The sequence below is a fragment of the Actinoplanes regularis genome (genome assembly GCF_900188005.1).
Classification (GTDB): Bacteria; Actinomycetota; Actinomycetes; order Mycobacteriales; family Micromonosporaceae; genus Actinoplanes; species Actinoplanes regularis.
The window spans coordinates 24,746-42,442 of record NZ_FZNR01000016.1; the positions used below are offsets into that span (position 1 = coordinate 24,746).

The 17,697-nt window shown below is 71.4% G+C and carries 14 protein-coding genes; 6 read left to right on the forward strand and 8 right to left on the reverse strand.

What is annotated here, in order from left to right:
* Positions 1–35 precede the first annotated feature (35 nt).
* Genes CHC09_RS31925 through pcaH form a run of 3 tightly spaced genes read right to left on the reverse strand, consistent with a single transcriptional unit; the run spans position 36 to position 2,567 of the window.
* Positions 36–1,241 carry a lyase family protein gene (locus tag CHC09_RS31925; protein ID WP_089296972.1) on the reverse strand — a complete coding sequence of 402 codons (1,206 nt, stop codon included), beginning with the start codon at positions 1,239–1,241 and terminating at the stop codon, positions 36–38.
* Positions 1,242–1,260: 19 nt separating this feature from the next.
* The gene (pcaG, locus tag CHC09_RS31930; protein ID WP_089296973.1) at positions 1,261–1,824 is read right to left on the reverse strand and encodes a protocatechuate 3,4-dioxygenase subunit alpha; all 564 of its coding nucleotides are present in this window, start codon (positions 1,822–1,824) and stop codon (positions 1,261–1,263) included.
* Positions 1,821–2,567 carry a protocatechuate 3,4-dioxygenase subunit beta gene (gene pcaH / locus CHC09_RS31935; RefSeq protein ID WP_089296974.1) on the reverse strand — a complete coding sequence of 249 codons (747 nt, stop codon included), beginning with the start codon at positions 2,565–2,567 and terminating at the stop codon, positions 1,821–1,823. Before pcaH ends, pcaG begins: the two co-directional genes overlap by 4 nt.
* A gap of 70 nt (positions 2,568–2,637) precedes the next feature.
* Between pcaH and CHC09_RS31940 the strand changes: the two genes are divergently transcribed.
* Both CHC09_RS31940 and CHC09_RS31945 read left to right on the forward strand, forming a co-directional pair.
* A complete protein-coding gene (locus CHC09_RS31940) occupies positions 2,638–3,396 on the forward strand; it encodes an IclR family transcriptional regulator (protein ID WP_089296975.1) in 759 nt (252 codons plus the stop codon).
* A 22-nt stretch (positions 3,397–3,418) separates the two neighbouring features.
* Positions 3,419–4,588 carry a 4-hydroxybenzoate 3-monooxygenase gene (locus CHC09_RS31945; protein ID WP_089296976.1) on the forward strand — a complete coding sequence of 390 codons (1,170 nt, stop codon included), beginning with the start codon at positions 3,419–3,421 and terminating at the stop codon, positions 4,586–4,588.
* Here CHC09_RS31945 and CHC09_RS31950 read toward each other — a convergent pair.
* On the reverse strand, positions 4,578–5,330 hold the full coding sequence (locus CHC09_RS31950; protein ID WP_089296977.1) for a hypothetical protein: 753 nt from the start codon (positions 5,328–5,330) through the stop codon (positions 4,578–4,580). The two genes, CHC09_RS31945 and CHC09_RS31950, sit on opposite strands and share 11 nt — an antisense overlap.
* A 111-nt stretch (positions 5,331–5,441) precedes the next feature.
* Here CHC09_RS31950 and CHC09_RS31955 point away from each other — a divergent pair, with 111 nt between their 5' ends.
* Complete coding sequence (locus CHC09_RS31955) at positions 5,442–6,866, forward strand: DedA family protein (RefSeq protein WP_089296978.1); 1,425 nt, start codon at positions 5,442–5,444, stop codon at positions 6,864–6,866.
* Between the two features lie 11 nt (positions 6,867–6,877).
* On the opposite strand, the gene CHC09_RS31960 is transcribed toward CHC09_RS31955, so the two are convergent.
* Together CHC09_RS31960 and CHC09_RS31965 are read right to left on the reverse strand one after the other, a co-directional pair.
* Complete coding sequence (locus tag CHC09_RS31960) at positions 6,878–7,669, reverse strand: hypothetical protein (RefSeq protein ID WP_143232705.1); 792 nt, start codon at positions 7,667–7,669, stop codon at positions 6,878–6,880.
* Positions 7,666–8,580, reverse strand: a complete 915-nt coding sequence (locus tag CHC09_RS31965) for a hypothetical protein (RefSeq protein WP_089296980.1) — start codon at positions 8,578–8,580, stop codon at positions 7,666–7,668. The genes CHC09_RS31960 and CHC09_RS31965 overlap by 4 nt, the downstream gene beginning before the upstream one ends.
* 111 nt (positions 8,581–8,691) lie before the next feature.
* Between CHC09_RS31965 and CHC09_RS45545 the strand changes: the two genes are divergently transcribed.
* Positions 8,692–9,033 carry a hypothetical protein gene (locus tag CHC09_RS45545; protein WP_143232707.1) on the forward strand — a complete coding sequence of 114 codons (342 nt, stop codon included), beginning with the start codon at positions 8,692–8,694 and terminating at the stop codon, positions 9,031–9,033.
* Between the two features lie 141 nt (positions 9,034–9,174).
* Here CHC09_RS45545 and CHC09_RS31970 read toward each other — a convergent pair whose 3' ends face one another.
* Complete coding sequence (locus CHC09_RS31970) at positions 9,175–11,244, reverse strand: DUF4153 domain-containing protein (RefSeq protein ID WP_089296981.1); 2,070 nt, start codon at positions 11,242–11,244, stop codon at positions 9,175–9,177.
* A 119-nt stretch (positions 11,245–11,363) separates the two neighbouring features.
* Here CHC09_RS31970 and CHC09_RS31975 point away from each other — a divergent pair, with 119 nt between their 5' ends.
* Positions 11,364–13,373, forward strand: coding sequence for a hypothetical protein (locus tag CHC09_RS31975; protein WP_089296982.1), 2,010 nt, complete (start codon positions 11,364–11,366; stop codon positions 13,371–13,373).
* Between the two features lie 86 nt (positions 13,374–13,459).
* Here CHC09_RS31975 and CHC09_RS31980 read toward each other — a convergent pair whose 3' ends face one another.
* Positions 13,460–16,183, reverse strand: coding sequence for a transglycosylase domain-containing protein (locus CHC09_RS31980; protein WP_089296983.1), 2,724 nt, complete (start codon positions 16,181–16,183; stop codon positions 13,460–13,462).
* A 301-nt stretch (positions 16,184–16,484) separates the two neighbouring features.
* Between CHC09_RS31980 and CHC09_RS31985 the strand changes: the two genes are divergently transcribed.
* Complete coding sequence (locus tag CHC09_RS31985; protein WP_089296984.1) at positions 16,485–17,693, forward strand: oxygenase MpaB family protein; 1,209 nt, start codon at positions 16,485–16,487, stop codon at positions 17,691–17,693.
* Positions 17,694–17,697: the final 4 nt, after the last annotated feature.

Genomic DNA, 17,697 nt, shown 5'->3' on the forward strand with positions numbered 1-17,697 from the left:
CACATTGAAGACCGATTCTCATCCGGTACGGACGATCAGACCGTCCCCTTCGCCCGGGCGAGCACCGCGTCGATGATCTCGTCGGTCGCCCCGAGATAGGGCTGGTCCGGTGCCACACCCGGGGTGATCGACTGCTGCTCGGCGTCGATGCCGGGGCGCGCCTCGTGCAGCGTGGCCAGCATCTTCCCGGTCTCCACCCGCAGGCCGGCCAGCAGCTCGGCGGTCTGCGCCCCGGCCACCACCGTGCGCCGCGCGAGGGTGCGCAGCGTGGCCCACTCGACGTGCCAGCCGCCGTCCGGGCGTTCGTCGACCGCCGCGGCCGCCCCGGCGTGCACCAGCGCGGCGAAGGGCGGGGCCGCCAGCGCGGCACGTTTGATCAGGACGGCGTGGACCGGGTTCTGTTTGTTGGGCATGGCGGACGAACCGCCCCTGCCCGCGGCGGTGCTCTCGATCAGCTCGTGCACCTCGGGGCGGGCGCCGACGAGGACGTCGTTGGCGATCTTCCCCCAGGCGTCGGTGCAGGTCACGAACGCGTCGGCGACCCGGGTCAGCGGAGCGCGGCTGGTGTGCCAGGGTTCGCGCGCCGGGAGTCCCAGGTGCCGCGCGGTGACGGCGACCAGCTCACGGGCCCGGGCCGGGCCGCCGGCCAGGGCGGCCGGGGCGGCGAGGCTGCCGGCCGCTCCACCGATCTGGATCGGCGGCTTCCCGGCCACGGCGAGCTGGTCACGGGCGTCGAGGATGCCGGTGAGCCAACCGGCCGCCTTCAGGCCGAAAGTGATCGGGATGGCGTGCTGGGTCAGGGTGCGCCCGGCCATCCGGGTCTCGCGATGCTCCTCGGCGAGCCGGCTGAGCGCGCCGACCTGGGCGAGCAGGTCGGCGCGGATCCGGGCGATCGCGTCACGCAGGCACAGCACCAGGGCGGTGTCGACGACGTCCTGGCTGGTCAGTCCCTTGTGCAGCCACCCGGCGGCGGCCGTGTTGCGGCCACGCAGCCGGGAGCGGAGCAGCTTGAGCAGCGGGATCAGCGGGTTGCCGCCGGACTCCGCGCCGACTGCCAGGGCGGGCAGGTCGTCCGGGCCGACCAGCTCGGCCAGGTCGTCCGGCACGGTGATGCCGGCGACGCCGAGCTCGGCCAGCGCGGTGAGCCAGGCGTGCTCGACACGGATCATGGCGGCGACCACCGAGGCGTCGGTGAACAGGTCACCGGCTCGGTGGTCGCCGGGCCACAGGAGATCGCTCACGCCGTACCCCCGAGGGTTTTCAGGCCCACGCGTCTCGGAGCCGGGGGTAGGACAGGAACACCGTCTCGCCGGTGCCCTGCAGGCGGAGGTCGAAGACCAGTCCCTGGTCGACGCGCTTGGTGATCAGCGTGTCGCGGCGCGCCGGGTCGACGGCCGACAGCAGCGGGTCGGCGGCGAGCGCCGCCGCGTCGTCCGGCAGGTAGGCCCGGGTGAAGAGCCGGTCGAGGAGGCCCCGGGCAAAAACGGTCACCGCGAAGAACGCCGGCTTCCCCGGTTCGGCCGGGCCGGGCTCCAGGGTGGCGAACGAGTAGAGCCCGTCGGGGTCGGTGGCGGCGCGGCCCCAACCGGTGAACGTCCAGCCGTCGCGGCGCAGCGACCCGGGCCGGCGGACGACGCGCCCCAGCGGGTCGGCCTGCCAGATCTCGATCACCGCGTCCGGCACCGGGTTGCCCTCACCGTCGGTGACGCGGCCGTGCAGCCGTACCGCCCGCGGATTGGCCGGCGGCACCAGCTCATTCATCTGCGGATACGCGAGACCGAGGTGGAAGAAGGGGCCGACTGTCTGCCCCGGAGCCGCGCTCATGCTGTCTCCTCCAGGTCGAGCGGAGTGCGGTGGCTCCCCGTGAGCACGATGTCCCAACGGTATCCGGTGTTCCACTCCGGGGTGGTGAGGTCGTGGTCGTACTGGGCGATCAGCAGCTCCCGGGATTTCGGGTCGGTGATCGACTGGAAGATCGGGTCGTACCGGAAGAGCGGGTCGCCCGGGAAGTACATCTGGGTGATCAGGCGCTGGGTGAAATCGGTCCCGAAGATCGAGAAGTGGATGTGCGCCGGGCGCCAGGCGTTGAGGTGGTTACGCCACGGGTACGGGCCGGGCTTGATCGTCTGGAAGCGGTACGTCCCGTCCGCCCCGGTGAGGACCCGGCCGACGCCGGTGAAGTTCGGGTCATGCGGGGCGGGGTGCTGATCGCGCTGGTGCCGGTACCGGCCGGCGGAGTTGGCCTGCCACACCTCGATCAGCTGGTTCGCCACCGGACGCCCGTCACCGTCGAGGACCCGGCCGGTGACCACGATCCGCTCGCCGAGCGGGGTGCCGGCGTGCTGGATGGTCAGGTCGGCCTCGTCGTCGGCGACGTCCCGGTGACCGAAGGCGGGCGCCCACAGCTCGACCGACTCCGGGTCGACCAGTTGGAGTGGCTGCTTGGGGTGGCGCAGGACGCTGCTGCGGTACGCGGCGTAGTCGATCTTCGGTTGCGGGCCGCCCGGCTGCTGCGCCGCCGCCTCGATCTCCTGGTTGATGTCAGCTTGTGACGACTGAGGGTTCACCCGTCGGACGCTAGGCGCTCCGGCGCTCCCTCGGCGATACTCGGCTTCCACTCAGCGGAAAGGGCGCCCGATGACGAAGAGCGTGACCGCTCGCGCGCTGGGCCTGCTCGGGGTCTTCGACGCGGAACATCGCAGCCTGACGCTGAGTGAGCTGGCCCGCCGCTCCGGCACCCCGCTGGCCACCACCCACCGGCTCGTCGCCGAGCTGCGCGCCTGGGGTGCGCTGGCCCGCGAGCCGAACGGCGACTACGTGATCGGCCGCCGGATCTGGCAGCTCGGCCTGCTCGCCCCGGTGCAGAGCGAGCTGCGGACCGCGGCCAGCCCGTTCCTGCACGACCTGTACGGCGCCACCCTCGCCACCGTGCACCTCGCGGTCCGGGACGGCCTCGAGGTGCTCTACATCGACCGGCTGGCCGGGCACGTCTCGGTACCGGTGGTCAGCAAGGTCGGCTCCCGGCTGCCGCTGCACGCGACCGGGGTCGGCAAGGTGCTGCTCGCGTACGCCCCGGACGAGGTCCGGACGGCCGCGCTGGGCCGGCTGACCAGGGTCACCGCCTACACCGTCACCCAGCCGGCCCGGCTGCTGGAACAGCTGCGCCGGGCGCGGGCCGAGGGCTACGCGACCACCGGCGAGGAGATGAGCCTGGGCGCCTGCTCGGTGGCGGTGCCGGTGCGCAACGGGGACACGGTGGTGGCCGCGCTCGGTCTGGTCGTCCCCGACCTGCGGCGGCAGCTGCCCCGGATGGTGTCGGCATTGCAGGTCGCGGCGCACGGGATCGGACGGACGCTGGCTTCCGTCCAGTGGAAACAGGGTCTTGCCCAGCGATAGCCGGTCGCTGAAGGCTGAGGGCATGCGTACCCAGGTCGCCATCATCGGCGCGGGCCCGGCGGGCCTGCTTCTCTCCCACCTGCTCGCCCTGGGCGGCGTCGACTCCGTGGTCCTGGAGACCCGCTCGCAGGAGTACGTGGCCGCCCGGATCCGGGCCGGCATCCTCGAGCACTCCAGCGTCGAGCTGCTCGAGTCGGCCGGGCTCGGCGCCCGGCTGCGCGCCGAGGGCGACGAGCACCGCGGCATCCACCTGCAGTGGCCGCACGAGCGGCACCACCTCGACTTCGTCGGCCTGACCGGCCGCAGCGTCTGGGTCTACGGCCAGACCGAGGTGCAGAAGGACCTGATCGCCGCGCGGCGCGCCGCCGGTCAGGAGGTCCACTACGAAGTCTCCGAGGTCGAGTTGCACGACGTGGAATCGGACCGCCCGTTCGTGACGTTCGTCGACGCGTCCGGCGCGAGGCGACGGCTGGAGGCGGACGTCATCGCCGGCTGTGACGGCTCCTTCGGCCCCAGCCGGCAGGCGGTCCCGGCGGCGAAGACCTTCGAACGCGTCTACCCCTACTCCTGGTTCGGCGTCCTCGCCGACGTCGCGCCCTCCACCGACGAGCTGATCTACGCCTGGCACCCGGACGGGTTCGCCCTGCACTCGATGCGCTCGGCCACGGTCAGCCGCCTCTACCTGCAGGTTCCCAACGGGACCGATCCCGCGTCCTGGTCCGACGATCGGATCTGGGACGCGCTCGCGACCCGGCTCGGGCACGGGCAGAACGGGTGGAAGCTCACGCCCGGGCCGATCACCGACAAGAGCGTGCTGCCGATGCGCAGCTACGTGCAGACCCCGATGCGGCACGGGAACCTGTTCCTGGCCGGCGACGCGGCGCACATCGTGCCGCCGACCGGCGCGAAGGGCCTCAACCTGGCGATCGCGGACGTCGCCCTGCTCAGCAAGGCGCTCGTCGCCCGGCTCGTCGAGGGGGACGACCGGCTCGCCGACGGGTACTCGGACGCGGCGCAGCGGCGGGTCTGGCGGTGCACCCACTTCTCCTGGTGGATGACCACGATGCTGCACGCCTCGGGTGACCCGTTCGACGCCGAGTTGCAGCTCTCCCAGTTGCGGTGGGTGGCGTCGAGCGAGGCCGGTGCGACCGGCCTCGCGGAGAACTACGCCGGCCTGCCGATCAGCTACTGAGCAGATCCTCGATCGCCGCGCCGATCGGCGCCGGGATCGGGTAGCGGGCGCTCAGCCAGTCCAGGACGACCCGCGCCGCCGCGGCGTTGCCGCGATAGCCCGGGACCATCCGCTCCAGCGGCAGGACCCGCGGCGAATAGGTCCGCTCCACCCGCCGGCTCGCGTCGAAGACATCACGGTACGGCGGTTCGCCCTCGCCCAGCCGCAGCAGCGCGACCACCCGGTCGACGGCATGGCCCTGGATGAACCGGGCGGCGCTCAGGTGCTCGCCGCGCAGCTCCCGGTGCAGGCCGACGTAGAGGTTGGCGAGCGCCTCGTTGAGGTGGAACTCGACGGTGTCGAACGGCGGCCGGGGCACCGGCGCGTCGGACTCGGTCAGGCCCGGCGGGGCGTCCGCGCGGCGCCACACCACCCGGGCCCCGCGGAACGGGACGCGGCGCAGCTCGGGGACGGTGAAGACGGCGTACTCCACGAAGACCCCGTCGGCGTAGAGCGCCTTCCGGCCGTGCCGCTCGTGCGCGAAGCTCCAGACCACCGGGCAGGGCACGGTCAGCCAGTCGGTCCGGGTCGTGTACCGGCTCACCGCACCCTCCTCGACGACCACGAAGAAGTCCAGGTCGGAGTGGTCGTCGAGGCGACCCCGCTGGGCGCCGGCCGAGCCGAGGCCGAGCACCGCGATGGTGTCGTCACGGGTGGCGAGGTGGGCGGCGAGGTCGTCCAGGCGCTGCAGCATCGGATGCATACGGGTCCCTCCGGGAGAGATCGGTGGATCCCTAAGGAGCATCACGGATTCGGCCGCCCAGCCCAAGCCCTAACGTCCGAGAGGTAAGGCGCGACGAACGGGGGAACACCGGTGGGGTGGCTCGACGATCTGCTCGGCGGGCTCCCGCCGGTGTTGGTCTACCTGGTGGTCGCGGTCCTGGTCACGGCCGAGACGGCGTTCGTCGCGGGCGTGCTCCTGCCGTCCGCGACCGCCCTGGTCGCGTTGGGGCTGCTGGCCAACGCCGGGGTGGTCCCGGTGACGCCGGCCCTGCTGGTCGCCGTCGCGGCGGCCCTGCTCGGCGGCAACCTCGCCTACCGGCGGGCCGCTTCCCCGGCACGGGCCGGCTCGCGGTGGGCGCGGTCGGCGACGGGCCGGTACGGGGCACGCGCTGAGCGGCTCTTCGCCCGGCACGGAGGCCGGGCGATCTTTCTCGGCCAGTGGGTCGTGGGTGCCCGGACGCTCATGCCACGGCTGGCCGGGCGTAACGGCGTACCGCCTAAGCGGTTTACTCTTTGGCACACGCCGGCCGCGACGCTCTGGGCTCTCTGGATGGTCGGCGCCAGCTATCTCGCCGGCGCCGGCTACGACGTCCTCGCGGCGCGCGCCGGGCGCGCCGCCGGCGCGCTGGCCGCCCTCACCCTGATCATTCTCGGCCTCATTCTCACGGGCCGCTGGCTGGGCCAAAACCCTTTCCCGGTACGGACGATGAGTCGTTCCCTGCGACACCTGGCGCCGCCCCGGTTCCGGCGGGGCCCGGCCAACCTCCGCGCCCAGGCGGTCCAGTGGCATCCGATCGTGGCCGTGGCGTTCAGCCTCGGACTGCTCACCGTCCTCGCCGTGCTGCTGGTCGAGGTCATCCCGCCGGTCGTCCGGTTCAGCGGGCTGGCCGGCGCGGACGAGTCGATCGGCGAGTGGGCGCGGTCGCAGTGGACCTCGGACGGTTACCTCTTCGCGTTCAGCACCGTCACCACCCTGACCCCCGAGGTGCTGCTCGCGCTGACCCTGCCGATCGCCCTGCTGCGCTGGTGGTGGCGGCGCCGCACCGGAGCCGCACTCTCCGAGTCGCTCGGACCGCTGCTGCCGATGCTCGTGCTCGCGGCGGTCCTGTCCGCGGTCGCGACACCGGGCTGGCGCGCCGCCGAGCTGGTGTTCCCCGCGCCGTCCGAGTTCGACGGACCGCTCCCGCCGGACGCCTTCGCGACCGTGCTGGCGGGCCTCTCCGCCGGCGCGACCGCTCAGGTGGCCGCGGCCGCCGGCCTGCTCGCCTGGCTGCTCGCCGAGGATCTGTCCTGGAGATGGCGGGTGACCGTGTGGACGACGGCGGCGGTGCTGGTCGCGGTCTGCGCCGGTTCCTGGATCTACCTGGGCTGGAGCCGCACGAGTGAGACGGTGGCCGCGATCGTGCTCGGGGTGTCCTGGGCCGCCCTCAACGCGGCGATCTGGTCCGCCCGTGCCCGCACCCGCCCGGCACCACCCGCCGAACCGGTCCGCGAACTGGTCGCCGCCGCCCGCTGAATCCCCCGCGATCATGCCGGACCGTCGGCCCAGTCCACCCGAATGTCCCACTCATAACGGGTGGCCAGAGTGGGAACGTCGGCGGTCCAGAGAATCGATCTCCCGCCGTGCTCCCCCCGTTCCAGATAACTGGTTGTGCCGCGACGATTACGCTCCTGTACCGAGACGGCGTCGACGTTCGCCGCGAACATGAACAGAATGGAGAACCGTCCGATCGGGAAAGTGCGAACGTCGTATCTAAATACGTCCAGACCGACTGAGCGCAGTGGATTCCACAGGCCCCCGGGAATCGTGTAGTCGAGCTCCCACTCCAGCGTCTCGCGCGTCACCGCGGGTACGAAATGGACGATCCCCCGGCCGGCGGTGTCGATCGGCATCCAGCTCGCCTCGACCGGCGCGTTCTTCACCCGCAGCGTCGGGGTGATCGACACCTTGTCGGTGTCCGTGGCGACGTACGGGGAGATCGGGCTCAGTTTCCGCTGTGCGAGGCGATGTGCGGGCCGGGTCCGCCGCCGCTCCAGAATGCGGTCACCCTTGGGTGTGGCACCGATCCAGACGGTGAGCTCCAGGTCTTCGGTGAAACTGCCCGGCGGGTCCGGTGGCTCCGGCAGCGGAGCCGTTCCCCTGGGCCGGCGCAGAAGCGCCGCGCTGAAGGCGACCGCCAGCACACCGACCACGGCGAGCGCCACCCGGGTGCCGGCGCTGACCGCGACCACCAGCAGGACATTGACCAGCGTCACCGCCGCCGGTATCAGCCACGAGGCCGTTCCTCCGGCCTTCGACAGCCGTGGGTACGCCATCATGTCTCGCCCTCCCGCCTGATGAGTCTCAAAGGCCAGCTGATCGGATTGACCGTGGAGCCCTCACCGCCGGGCAGCTCGGCGACGTTGTGAATGGTGTACTCGTGCACGCCCGTGGAGTCGCGACGGAAGGTGACACCCTTCGGCGGCGGCCCGGGGTCGGCCAGCATGCCGAGCGACGGTGGGACACGGAACTCGAAGGTGATGGACCGGACCGGGCTGCGCCGCTTCGACATCTCGTCCAGACCGAGCGCCGGCGGGATCCACTCGAACTGCTGCGAGTAGTCGCGTCGCAGCGGGTCCCAGAACGACGGCGACCGGTAGTTCGCCATCCATTCCACGGTGGCCGACGGCGGCGCGAAGAAGATCAGGACGGGGGCGGAGGTGCCGTGCAACCTGATCGGGACCGCCCGCTGCGCCTGCCCGGACGAGATCGCCCGCCGGTTCACCAGGAGCTTGAGGAGGTTCCACTCCAGGCTCTGGCTCGGGCCCCGGGTGACCGGTTCGAGATGGCACCAGTGGACGGCGGAGTCGTCCTGCAGAGCCGTGGTGACGTGGTGCTCCTCGACGACGTCGCCGGTGGACCCCTCACCGATGTTGAAGACGATCGTCAGCTCGTCCTGGTAGGGCCGGTAGGCGGCGAACGTGGAGGCGAGAGCGCTGCGGACGACGTTCAGCTCACCCACGGCCGCGTCGTCCACCTTCCGGCGGCGCTTGAAGTTGTAGCCGACGAGCACCACGGTCGCGGTCACGACGAAACCGAAAGCCACCAGGCCCTCGGTGGTGACTCGACCCACCGTGACGATCTGGATGATGTTGGCGATGACCCCGGCGATCGCGATGAACGAGGGCCCGGCGTCGAGCAGGAAATTCCGCGGCACTGGGAGCAACCGGTCGGCGCTGACATCGATCACCGGGGCGACCCCAGACCTGCGGGACGGTGAGCTTCTCGGACATCGCCCGGCCCTCCGAGGATCACGGCGCGAAGCGAAACACATTCAGAACGAGACATCAGTATGAAGTCTATGAAGATACGGAACCAGGCGCATATGTCGGAAATGCTTCAGAGCGGCGATGTGGGCGCCCACATCGGACCGACAAATGATCTCGAGTCGAGCGACTCATCCTGGTCACCGCGCGTTCTATCCAACGCGTCAGGAGCGGCGCGGAAATTGGGGTCACCCCTGTGGGGGATTACGCCCGGCCGCGAATACCACTCCACCGAGAAGATCAATTTGCGCGGCCCGGCCACGCGCTTCCCGTGGGACACGATTGTGTTCTACCGACATTTCCTCCCCACGCCCGCTATTGTTGCCGGTGGAAAAGAACTGGATCATTCCGAATACGGAAGACCGCGGGCCGTTTGAGGGCCGCTGTTTTGTGGGGGCGAACATGACGAAGACGTCGAAACATCACCTGGGTCGCGGCGGAGAAGGTTCCGCGGGCTGACCAAGGGTCGACGAACGACGGCGGCGAGGAAACCTCGCCGCCGTCGTCGTCTCAAGCCCTCAGCGGCGCTTCTTGGGCAGGTCGTACTGGTCGGCCGCGCGGCAGTCGGCGGGCTTGCCGATCGCGGCCGGGCCGAGATCCTCCAGCGCCTGCCGGGCCCGCCACCGGCCGAGGTTCCAGGCGTACCAGGGGTCGGGCTCCTTGAGATCCTCGGCGATCCAGCTCAGCGTGCAGCGGCGGACCGGATCGGGCAGCCGGGTCAGCGCCGGAGTCGCGTCGGCGGACAGGGCCCGCAGGTACCAGGCGTCGATCTTGCCGGTCTTCTCGTAGCGGACGGCGTTCCGGTCGGCCGCGTAGCCCTCGGGGCCCAGCACCGCGAGGCCGAGCAGCATGAGCACGGCGAGTCCGACGGTGGCCTGCGGGATCCACCGGCCCTGCCAGCGGATCCCCGCCGCCGCGATCAGCACGAAGACGACGCCGAGCAGCATCTCGAACGACATCACGAAGATGCGTTCGCCGGTGAAGCTGTAGACCCGCTGGTACTCCCACATGCGCGACAGCGCCGACGCCACGATGACGACGCTCAGCCCGCAGACCAGACCGAGCAGGACCCGCAACAGGACCCGCTCGAGCGGTTGATCCCGTCGCGCCCAGCGGGCCAGGGCCGCGAGCACGGCCAGGGAGAGCAGCGTGACGGCGACCAACTGCCAGAAGCCGCTGCGGGCGTACTCCGCGTAGCCGAGCCCGGCGGTCTTCAACACGTGCCGTCGGCCACCGAACAGCACGGTGAACTGCACCGCCACGAACCCGGCGAAGAGCAGCACCAGCGCGGAGCAGGCCGGCGCCCACTCGACCAGGCCGAACCGGCCCTTACCCGGAGTGTCCAGGCTGGAGGTCGTGGGCGGCGCCGACAGCGTGTAGACGCCGGCCACCGCGATCAGGCCACCGAGCGTGGCCAGGAAGATCCAGCGGAACAGCGTTCCGCCGCTGAAGTCGAAGTCGGGCACGATCCGGTCGAGCAGCGTCGAGAACGCGACGTCGGCCGAGGTGAGCAGCGCGCCGAAGACGAGCAGGACCGCGACCGTGAGTCCGATCGAGAAGACGACCCGCCGGGCGATTCCCGGGTTGCGGCCGGGCTGCAGGTGGCTACGCACCCACGGCAGGCCGCGCAGCGCCGCTATCGGGACGGCCACCAGGCTGAACAGGATCGACCGGATCTGCCGGCCGCCCACGATGGCCAGTGCCGCGCAGCCGAGCGCGCCGAACACGCTGAAGGTCACCAGCCACCAGGCGTTGCGGAAGGCCGGCACCAGCAGCAGGGCGAGCGCCGCCACGGCCCACCCGGAGCGGATCCACCGCTCGGAGTGCGACAGGTCCGCGGAGCGCCGGACCGCGTTCACGACGCCCGCGATCAGCGCCACCGCGGCGAGGAACCAGCCGATGCCGGTCCGGTCCAGCGGGAGGAAGACGAGGAAGCCGAGCGCGCCGGCGAGCACGCCGGCCGGGACGGCCCGGCCTCCGGAACGCACCGGGCCGGGCCAGTGCTTCTCACGGAACCGCTGCCAGGACGACTCCCGCGGTTGGTACACGGGGAACGGCCGGACCGGCGGCTGAGGCACGCCCCACGGGTGGATCGGCGGTGCGGGAGGGATCGAGGTGTCCGGGGCGGGCCGTTTCGGCCCAGGCGTTCCGGCACCGACCCCCGCTTCGGCCGGGACGGAATCCTCGTCGTCCTCGTCCTCCTCGTCGCCGTCCTCGTCCTCTTCGTCCTCGTCCTCGTCCTCGTCCTCTTTCTCGTCCTCTTCGTCTTCGTCGTCCTCGTCCACGTCGGACTTGGCGGGGTCCGGGACGGCGGCTTCCGGACCGGCTTCCGGCGCGGACGCCTTTTCCTCGACGGAATCAGCGTCGGGCGCCTGCACCGGAACCATGGGAACGAACAGTGCGTAACCGCGCGTGCCGGCCGGGATCTGGACCGGGATCGCCCAGGCCGGCTTGTCGTCCGACCCCGGCCAGACCATCGACGGGATCGCGTCGGTCGGCGGCATGACCAGCAGTTGGGGCACCTGCCCGGGGGCCACGGGTGGTGCCGGGTCCGTGGGTTTTCGCTGCTCGGGTGGCGACTCGGCCATGAGCCCTCCTCGATTGATGGGTTCGCACACTGTAGGGCGTTCGCGGCCGTACGTCTACGTTGCGACGGTTCCGTACCGCCGTGACGACGGAGCGTGCAACTGATCGTTAGGCTTCGCTCGTGTTCAACGGGCTGGATGACCTCGACTGGGGATCGCTGGAGCACGCCTACGGCTCGGCGGAAGAGGTGCCGGAGTGGGTGCGCGGCCTGGTCGATCCCGATCCGGCGGTCCGTGAGGAGTCCCTCGACGCCATGTACGGCGCGGTCCACCACCAGGGCGACGTCTACGACTCCACGGTCGCCGCGGTGCCGTACCTGATCGAGGCTCTGACCCGGCCGGGCCTGCCCGGCCGGACGGGGATCGCGGAACTGCTCGCCAGCATCACCGACCTCAGCGAATGGCCGGACGAGGACGATTTGGACGAGGACGACGCCGAGATGCGCCGGCAGGCCGCGCGGGCCGAAGCGCTCGCCGTGGCCGCCGCGCCGGCTCTGCTCCGTCTCCTCGACGACCCCGACCCGGCGGTGCGGGCCGCGGTGCCGAAGCTGCTCGTCGCCGTGGCCACGGCGCTGCCCGATCTCGCCGGCCTGCTCCTCGGCCTGCTCGGCACCGAGGAGGACGCCGAGGTCCGAAGGGGACTGTTCGAAGCCGTGGGCAGTCTGGAACTGAACGACAACGCGATCGGCCACCTGCTCAGGCTCGCCCGGTCCGCGCCCGCGTCCACCGCGCTGGCCGCCCTGATCGCGGTGGCTCAGAGCGACCCGAGCCGGGTTCCGCTCGACGGTGTGCCGGAGCTCATCGACCGTGCGTACGCCGAGGAGGGTCCCGTCGCCGAACCGGCCGACCTCCAGACGGACCCCCTGATCGGCCCGATCCGGGTACTGGGGGACGAGATGACGCAGGGGCGCCGGGCGCCGCACTGCATGCACCTGATCGGGGAACTGACCGATTCGCTCGGCCCGCGCGTGGCGGAGCGGATCGCGATCGTCACCCCACTGCTCGCCTCACCCCACGATGATCTCGCCGGTGACGCACTGTCCGCCGCGAACAGGCTGGTCGAGAGTCGGCGTGGCGACTACCACGAGGTGGTGATCCGGATCGCCGGGCTGCTCGACCGGTCACAGCAGCTGGCCGAAAGCGCCGCGAGGATGCTGAAGTGGTGGGGCCCGATCGCCGCACCGGCTGCGGAGACGGTCGCCGGACGTCTGGCCGCCATCGACGCCCGGCCCTGGCGGCACGGACGGCCGGAGTGGACCGATCGGTACTCGTCGCAGGATCTGCCACGGCTACATCCGTACGTCGAGGTCCTCGCCGGGCTCGGCGACGAACGGGCCCTACCGCTGCTGCTGACCGCGCTGCGGCTCCCGCAACGCCCGGAGAACACGGGGTACAGCCTCGCCCGGTACACCGGGTACGCCGACCGGATCACCGCCGAGATCGTGCCCCGTATTCCAGTCCTCGCAGCCGGCGACCGGGCGCCCACCGAGTGGTACGCGTTCCAGTTCGCGTTGCGGGCCTTCGGTCCGGCCGCGGCCCCGGCCGTGCCCCGGCTGCTCGCCTCGCCGCTGCGGGACTGGAACGCGGCCACACTCGGCCGGATCGGCCCGGCGGCGCAGGACGCGCTGCCCGCCCTCCGGGCGGCCGCGGCCAGCGACGATCCGGGGCTCGCCGTCGCGGCGGCCGGAGCACTGTGGCGGATCGACCGGTCACCGGAGGTCTTGGCGCTGCTGACCGCTCGTCTGGACGGTCTGGCCGCCACGGCGGCGCTCGAGGAGATCGCCGCGATGGGCTCCGCCGCAGCCTCGGCCGCACCGCTGGTGGCGAAGTACCTCGACGCTCCGCCGGAGCCGGACTGGTGGACAGCCACGCGTGCCGCTCTCACGCTGTGGCGCCTCACCGGGGACGCCGAACGGGTGGCGCCGGTCCTGGCCGCCGCTTGGCACGGGAACCCGTATACCCGGCTGGAGATCGCCGAGACGGCCACCGGTTCGCTGGCGACCGCGCTGCAGCCGCTGCTCCGTGCCGAGATCGAGGCGAGTGAGAGGTTCAACGTCTCCCCCGACTCGTCGTCGGACGACCAGGTCGCCGACGACGAGCGCCTGCTGGAGCTGTGCCGGGCCGCCACCTGACGTCGGCAGGACACGCCGGCCCCGGGCTGGTGCGCACGGCCGCCACAACAGCCTCGGGCTGCCCCGGGCCCGGCCTGGCACGGATGTCACGGGGTGCCGTTCTCCGCCGACGCGGCACCGCTCGCGGAACTCACCGGGCTGGACGGCGACGCCGAGGCCGACGGTGACGCGGAGAGCGACGGTGACGGGGAGGACGACGGCGCCGATGACGGCGCGGTCGTCGGGGCGGTGGTTTCGGGCTCCGGGCCGGGCAGCGGCTCGGCGATCACCGTCGTCTCGGGCTGGTCGAAGGTCCACCCGTCGGCGAGCAGCCCCGGGATGAGCTTGCGCAGGGCTTCGATGGTCTGCGTCCGGTCGCCGCCGCCGTCGTGGACGAGGACGACCGCCCGCGGCGTCAACTGCTGCCGGATCCGCGACACGATGGTGTCGGCGCCGGGCAGCAGCCAGTCGTCCGGGTCGACGACCCAGCCCAGCGGGGTGTGCCCGGCTTTCGCGCCCGCCCTCGCCGAGGGGCCGAAGTCGCCGTACGGCGCGCGGTAGTAGGTGACCGTCGCACCGGGCACGGCCTCGGCGATGGCCGCGTCGGCCGCCTCGATGTCCGCACGACTGGTCGCCTCCGGCACGATGCCGAGGTCGTCGTGGTGCATCGAGTGGTTGCACAGCAGGTGACCCTCGGCGACGATGCGCCGCATGATCTGCGGGTACCAGCCGGCGTTCTCGCCGACCACGCAGAAGGTGGCCTTGATGTGGTACTTGGCGAGCAGGTCCAGGACCGCGGGGGTGTATTCGGACGGACCGTCGTCGAAGGTCAGCGCGAGCCGCTTGCCGGTGTGCTCGGTGTGCACCACGGGTTCGTAACCGGTCGGGGCGGCGTGCCGGTCGGCGACCGTGTCCGGGCTCTCGGTGTCGTGGCCGGTCTTTCCGGCGTCGCCCGCGTCGGCGCGTCCGACGTGGGCCGGTGCGGGCAGCGGCGTGACGGGCCGTCCCAGCAGCGCCGACCGGGTGAAGTCGCGCCAGATCCGGGCCGGGATCGTCTCACCCTCGACGGGTTTGCCGGCCGCGTCGCGCAGCGGCCCGGGGGTCGCCTTGCCCAGCCAGACGACGGTGGCCAGTTCGGGCGTGTAGCCGGCCATCCAGGCGTCCTGGTTGTCGGCGGTGTCGCGCCACTGCTGGCTGCCCGTCTTGGCGGCCGCCGGGCGGCCCGGGGTGAAGCCGTTCTCGTTCACCACGGCGCGCAGCACCGTGGAGACGTCGGCGGCGATCTGTGGGGTCAGCGCGACCGTGCCACTGTCCGGTTCGGAATATCCGGATCCGTCCGCCCCGGCCACCGACTGGACGAAGTGGCGCTGGTGGCGTACGCCGTTACCGGCCAAGGTCGCGTACACGGTGGCCAGGTCGCCCGGGACGACCGGGTAACGGCCCATCGCGATGTCGCCACGGGTGTGGCCCGGTGTCGGCTCGCCCTTGAGGTCGACGAGGGACTTGTGCCCGTCGTACTTCTCCGGGACGCCCAGGCGTACGGCCATCTCCCGCACCCGCTCCGGGCCGAGCTGCGCGGTCACCGCGTAGAACGGGGTGTTCAGCGAGTCGACCATGGCGTGCTGCAACGTACAGTCGGCGCACTGCAGGTCGTCGGGGTTGCGCAGCGGCACACCGCGGTCCGGGAACAGCCGCGGGGAACTGCCGTCCCAGCGGGACCGGTAGGCGATGCCGTCGCGCAGCGCGGCGGCGAGCACGATCGGCTTGAACGTCGAGGCGGCCGGGTGGGCGGCCGTCGCGTCGTCGAAGTAGCCGCTGCCGTGGTCGCCCCCGTAGTAGGCGCGCACGCCGCCGGTCGCCGGGTCGACCGAGACCAGGGCCGCCCGCAGGGCGGCCGGCTGGCCGTGCAGCTGTGCCGCCACGGTGTTCATCGCGGCCTGCTGCGCCGCCGAATCGAGGGTGGTGACCACCTTCAGGCCCTGGGTGTGCAGCTCCTGGGAGGTGATGCCGTGTCCGGACAGCTCCCGCTCGACCTGGTCGACGACGAGGCCGAGCGGTCCGCCGATCGCCGAGCCGGCCGGTCGCACAGGCGGGTACCGCAGGGCCGGGTCCACCCAGCCGTTGGCGCGGCCGGCCGCCACGACCCAGTCCCAGCGCTGCCGGGCGGCAGTGGCGTCGTGGCCCGGGTCGAAGCCCCACGGATCCTTGATCACGGCGGCGAGCACGGCACTCTGGGCGAAGTCCAGCCGGTCCGGCGTGATGCCGAAGTAGGCGTTCGCCGCGGCGGCGATCCCGTACGCGCCACGACCGTAATAGATCGTGTTGAGGTACCGCTCGAGGATGTCGTCCTTGCTGTACTGACGCTCCAGGTTGACCGCGAGGGCGAGTTCCCGCACCTTGCGGTCGACGGTGACCCGCTGGCTGAGGAAGGCGTTGCGGGCGTACTGCTGGGTGATCGTGGAGGCACCCTGGCGCCCGCCGCGCGCGTCGGCCACCATCGCCCGGGCCACGCCGCGCAGCGACACCCCGGCATGGTCGTAGTAGTCGCGGTCCTCGGCGAGCAGCACGGCCCGGCGCAGCGCCGGCGAGATCGCGGAGAGCGGCACGTCATTGTGGTCGGTGGCGCCGACCCGGGCCAGGATGGTCCGGCCGTCCCGGTAGTACAGCACCGACGCCTGCGGTTGCGGCATCGCGCCGGGCACCGGCACGGATTCGACGTACGCCTCGGCCGCGCCGATCCCGGCGCAGGACCAGAACGTCAGCACGGCGGCGGAGGTGGCCACCAACCGGCGCCAGCTGACGGTTCGCTTCTCGGTGGATTCCTGGGGCACGCCACCTAGACGGGGCCCGGGCGGTCAAACGTTGATCATAATCTTGGGTGACCGCGCGATCACTCCGGTTTCCGGCCTGTTGACCTGCGGTTTCGCTGATGTTGCACGCACACGCCGTGAGATACGTCGCAAAATCTCGACCATCCTCGATGCCCCGCGGGCGGATCGGGCACGGAAAACCTGGACATCCAACCTTGCCGATGGCTTCGGACCTCGCTATGTTAATGAAAAATCACATACTGAAGAACCTGGAAACCAGCCTGTATCAGTGATGTCTTGCCGCTCGGGAAGAGGTAAGCGAATGCAAAATCTCAGCAGAAGGCGCGTCCTGACCCTCGGTGCCGCACTGGGCCTGGTGGGCGTGGCTGACCCGGGCAAGGCGTGGGCGTGGTCGTCCGCCGACTCGATCGCCGCGACCGACACGGTCACCGACCCCTGGAGCGTCTGGGACGACGCCACCGACCCGCTCGTCGCCTCGCTCCTGGAGAACGGGCAGATCCCGGCCGTCAACACCGCGTTCGAGTCGTGGGTGAACAACGGCGACCCGCTGCCCGCCGGCCTGCCCGCGAACCTCGTCAGCTACCTCCAGCAGGTCAACACCCTGCCGTCCTGGGCCGACCGGACCAAGCTGGCCCGGGCCGCCCAGTTCAACAAGCGCATGAGCATGTACCTGTTCCTGCTCTACGGCCTGGGCAGCGGAATCATGAGCACGGTGATCCCGCGCGAGGCCCGCAACGTCTACTACTCCGCGGGCGGCGCCGACATGCAGTCCCGCGCGGCCAAGACCTTCACCTACGGCTACGACCTGAGCGCGCTCGACGCCTTCCAGCCCACCGGCCACTTCGTGGTCACCTCGAACAAGACCCGCTTGACCCACGCCGCCGTGCGACACCTGCTGCCGCGGTCACCGGCGTGGCGGGCGGTCACCGACGACCAGGACTTCATCCCGATCAGCAACGGCGACATCCTGATCACCTTCCACAGCCTCGGCACGTACGTGTACGGGAAGCTCAAGTCCTGGGGCATCCGGATGTCGGCCGCGGAGGAGGACGCCTACCTGCACCAGTGGCAGGTAGCGCTGCACCTGCTCGGCGTGCGGGACGACTTCATCCCGGCGAGCTGGGCCGCCGCGAAACAGCAGTCGGCCTACGCGCTGACGCCGTTGCTCGCCCCGACCCCCGAGGGCATCGACCTCGCCGACGTCCTGCTCGGGCTGGTCTCGCAGGTCGATCTGGGTGTCACCCAGGGATTCCAGCGCGAGTTCGCGCGCTACGTGCTCAGCGACAAGATCGGCGACTGGCTCCGGCTCCCCCGGGACCTCGTGTCCCGCGGTCTGATCGAGGTCGGCTGGCCGGCGTACGTCGCGTTCCGCGAGGGGCTCTCGCCGATCATGCCGACCGGGTTCTCCATGTTCGACCAGTTCGTCCGGGGCCTGGCGATGCTGTTCCTCAACAACGGCACCTCGACGAGCTACACCCCGATCACCATCCCGACCGGCAACCGGCCCTGATCCT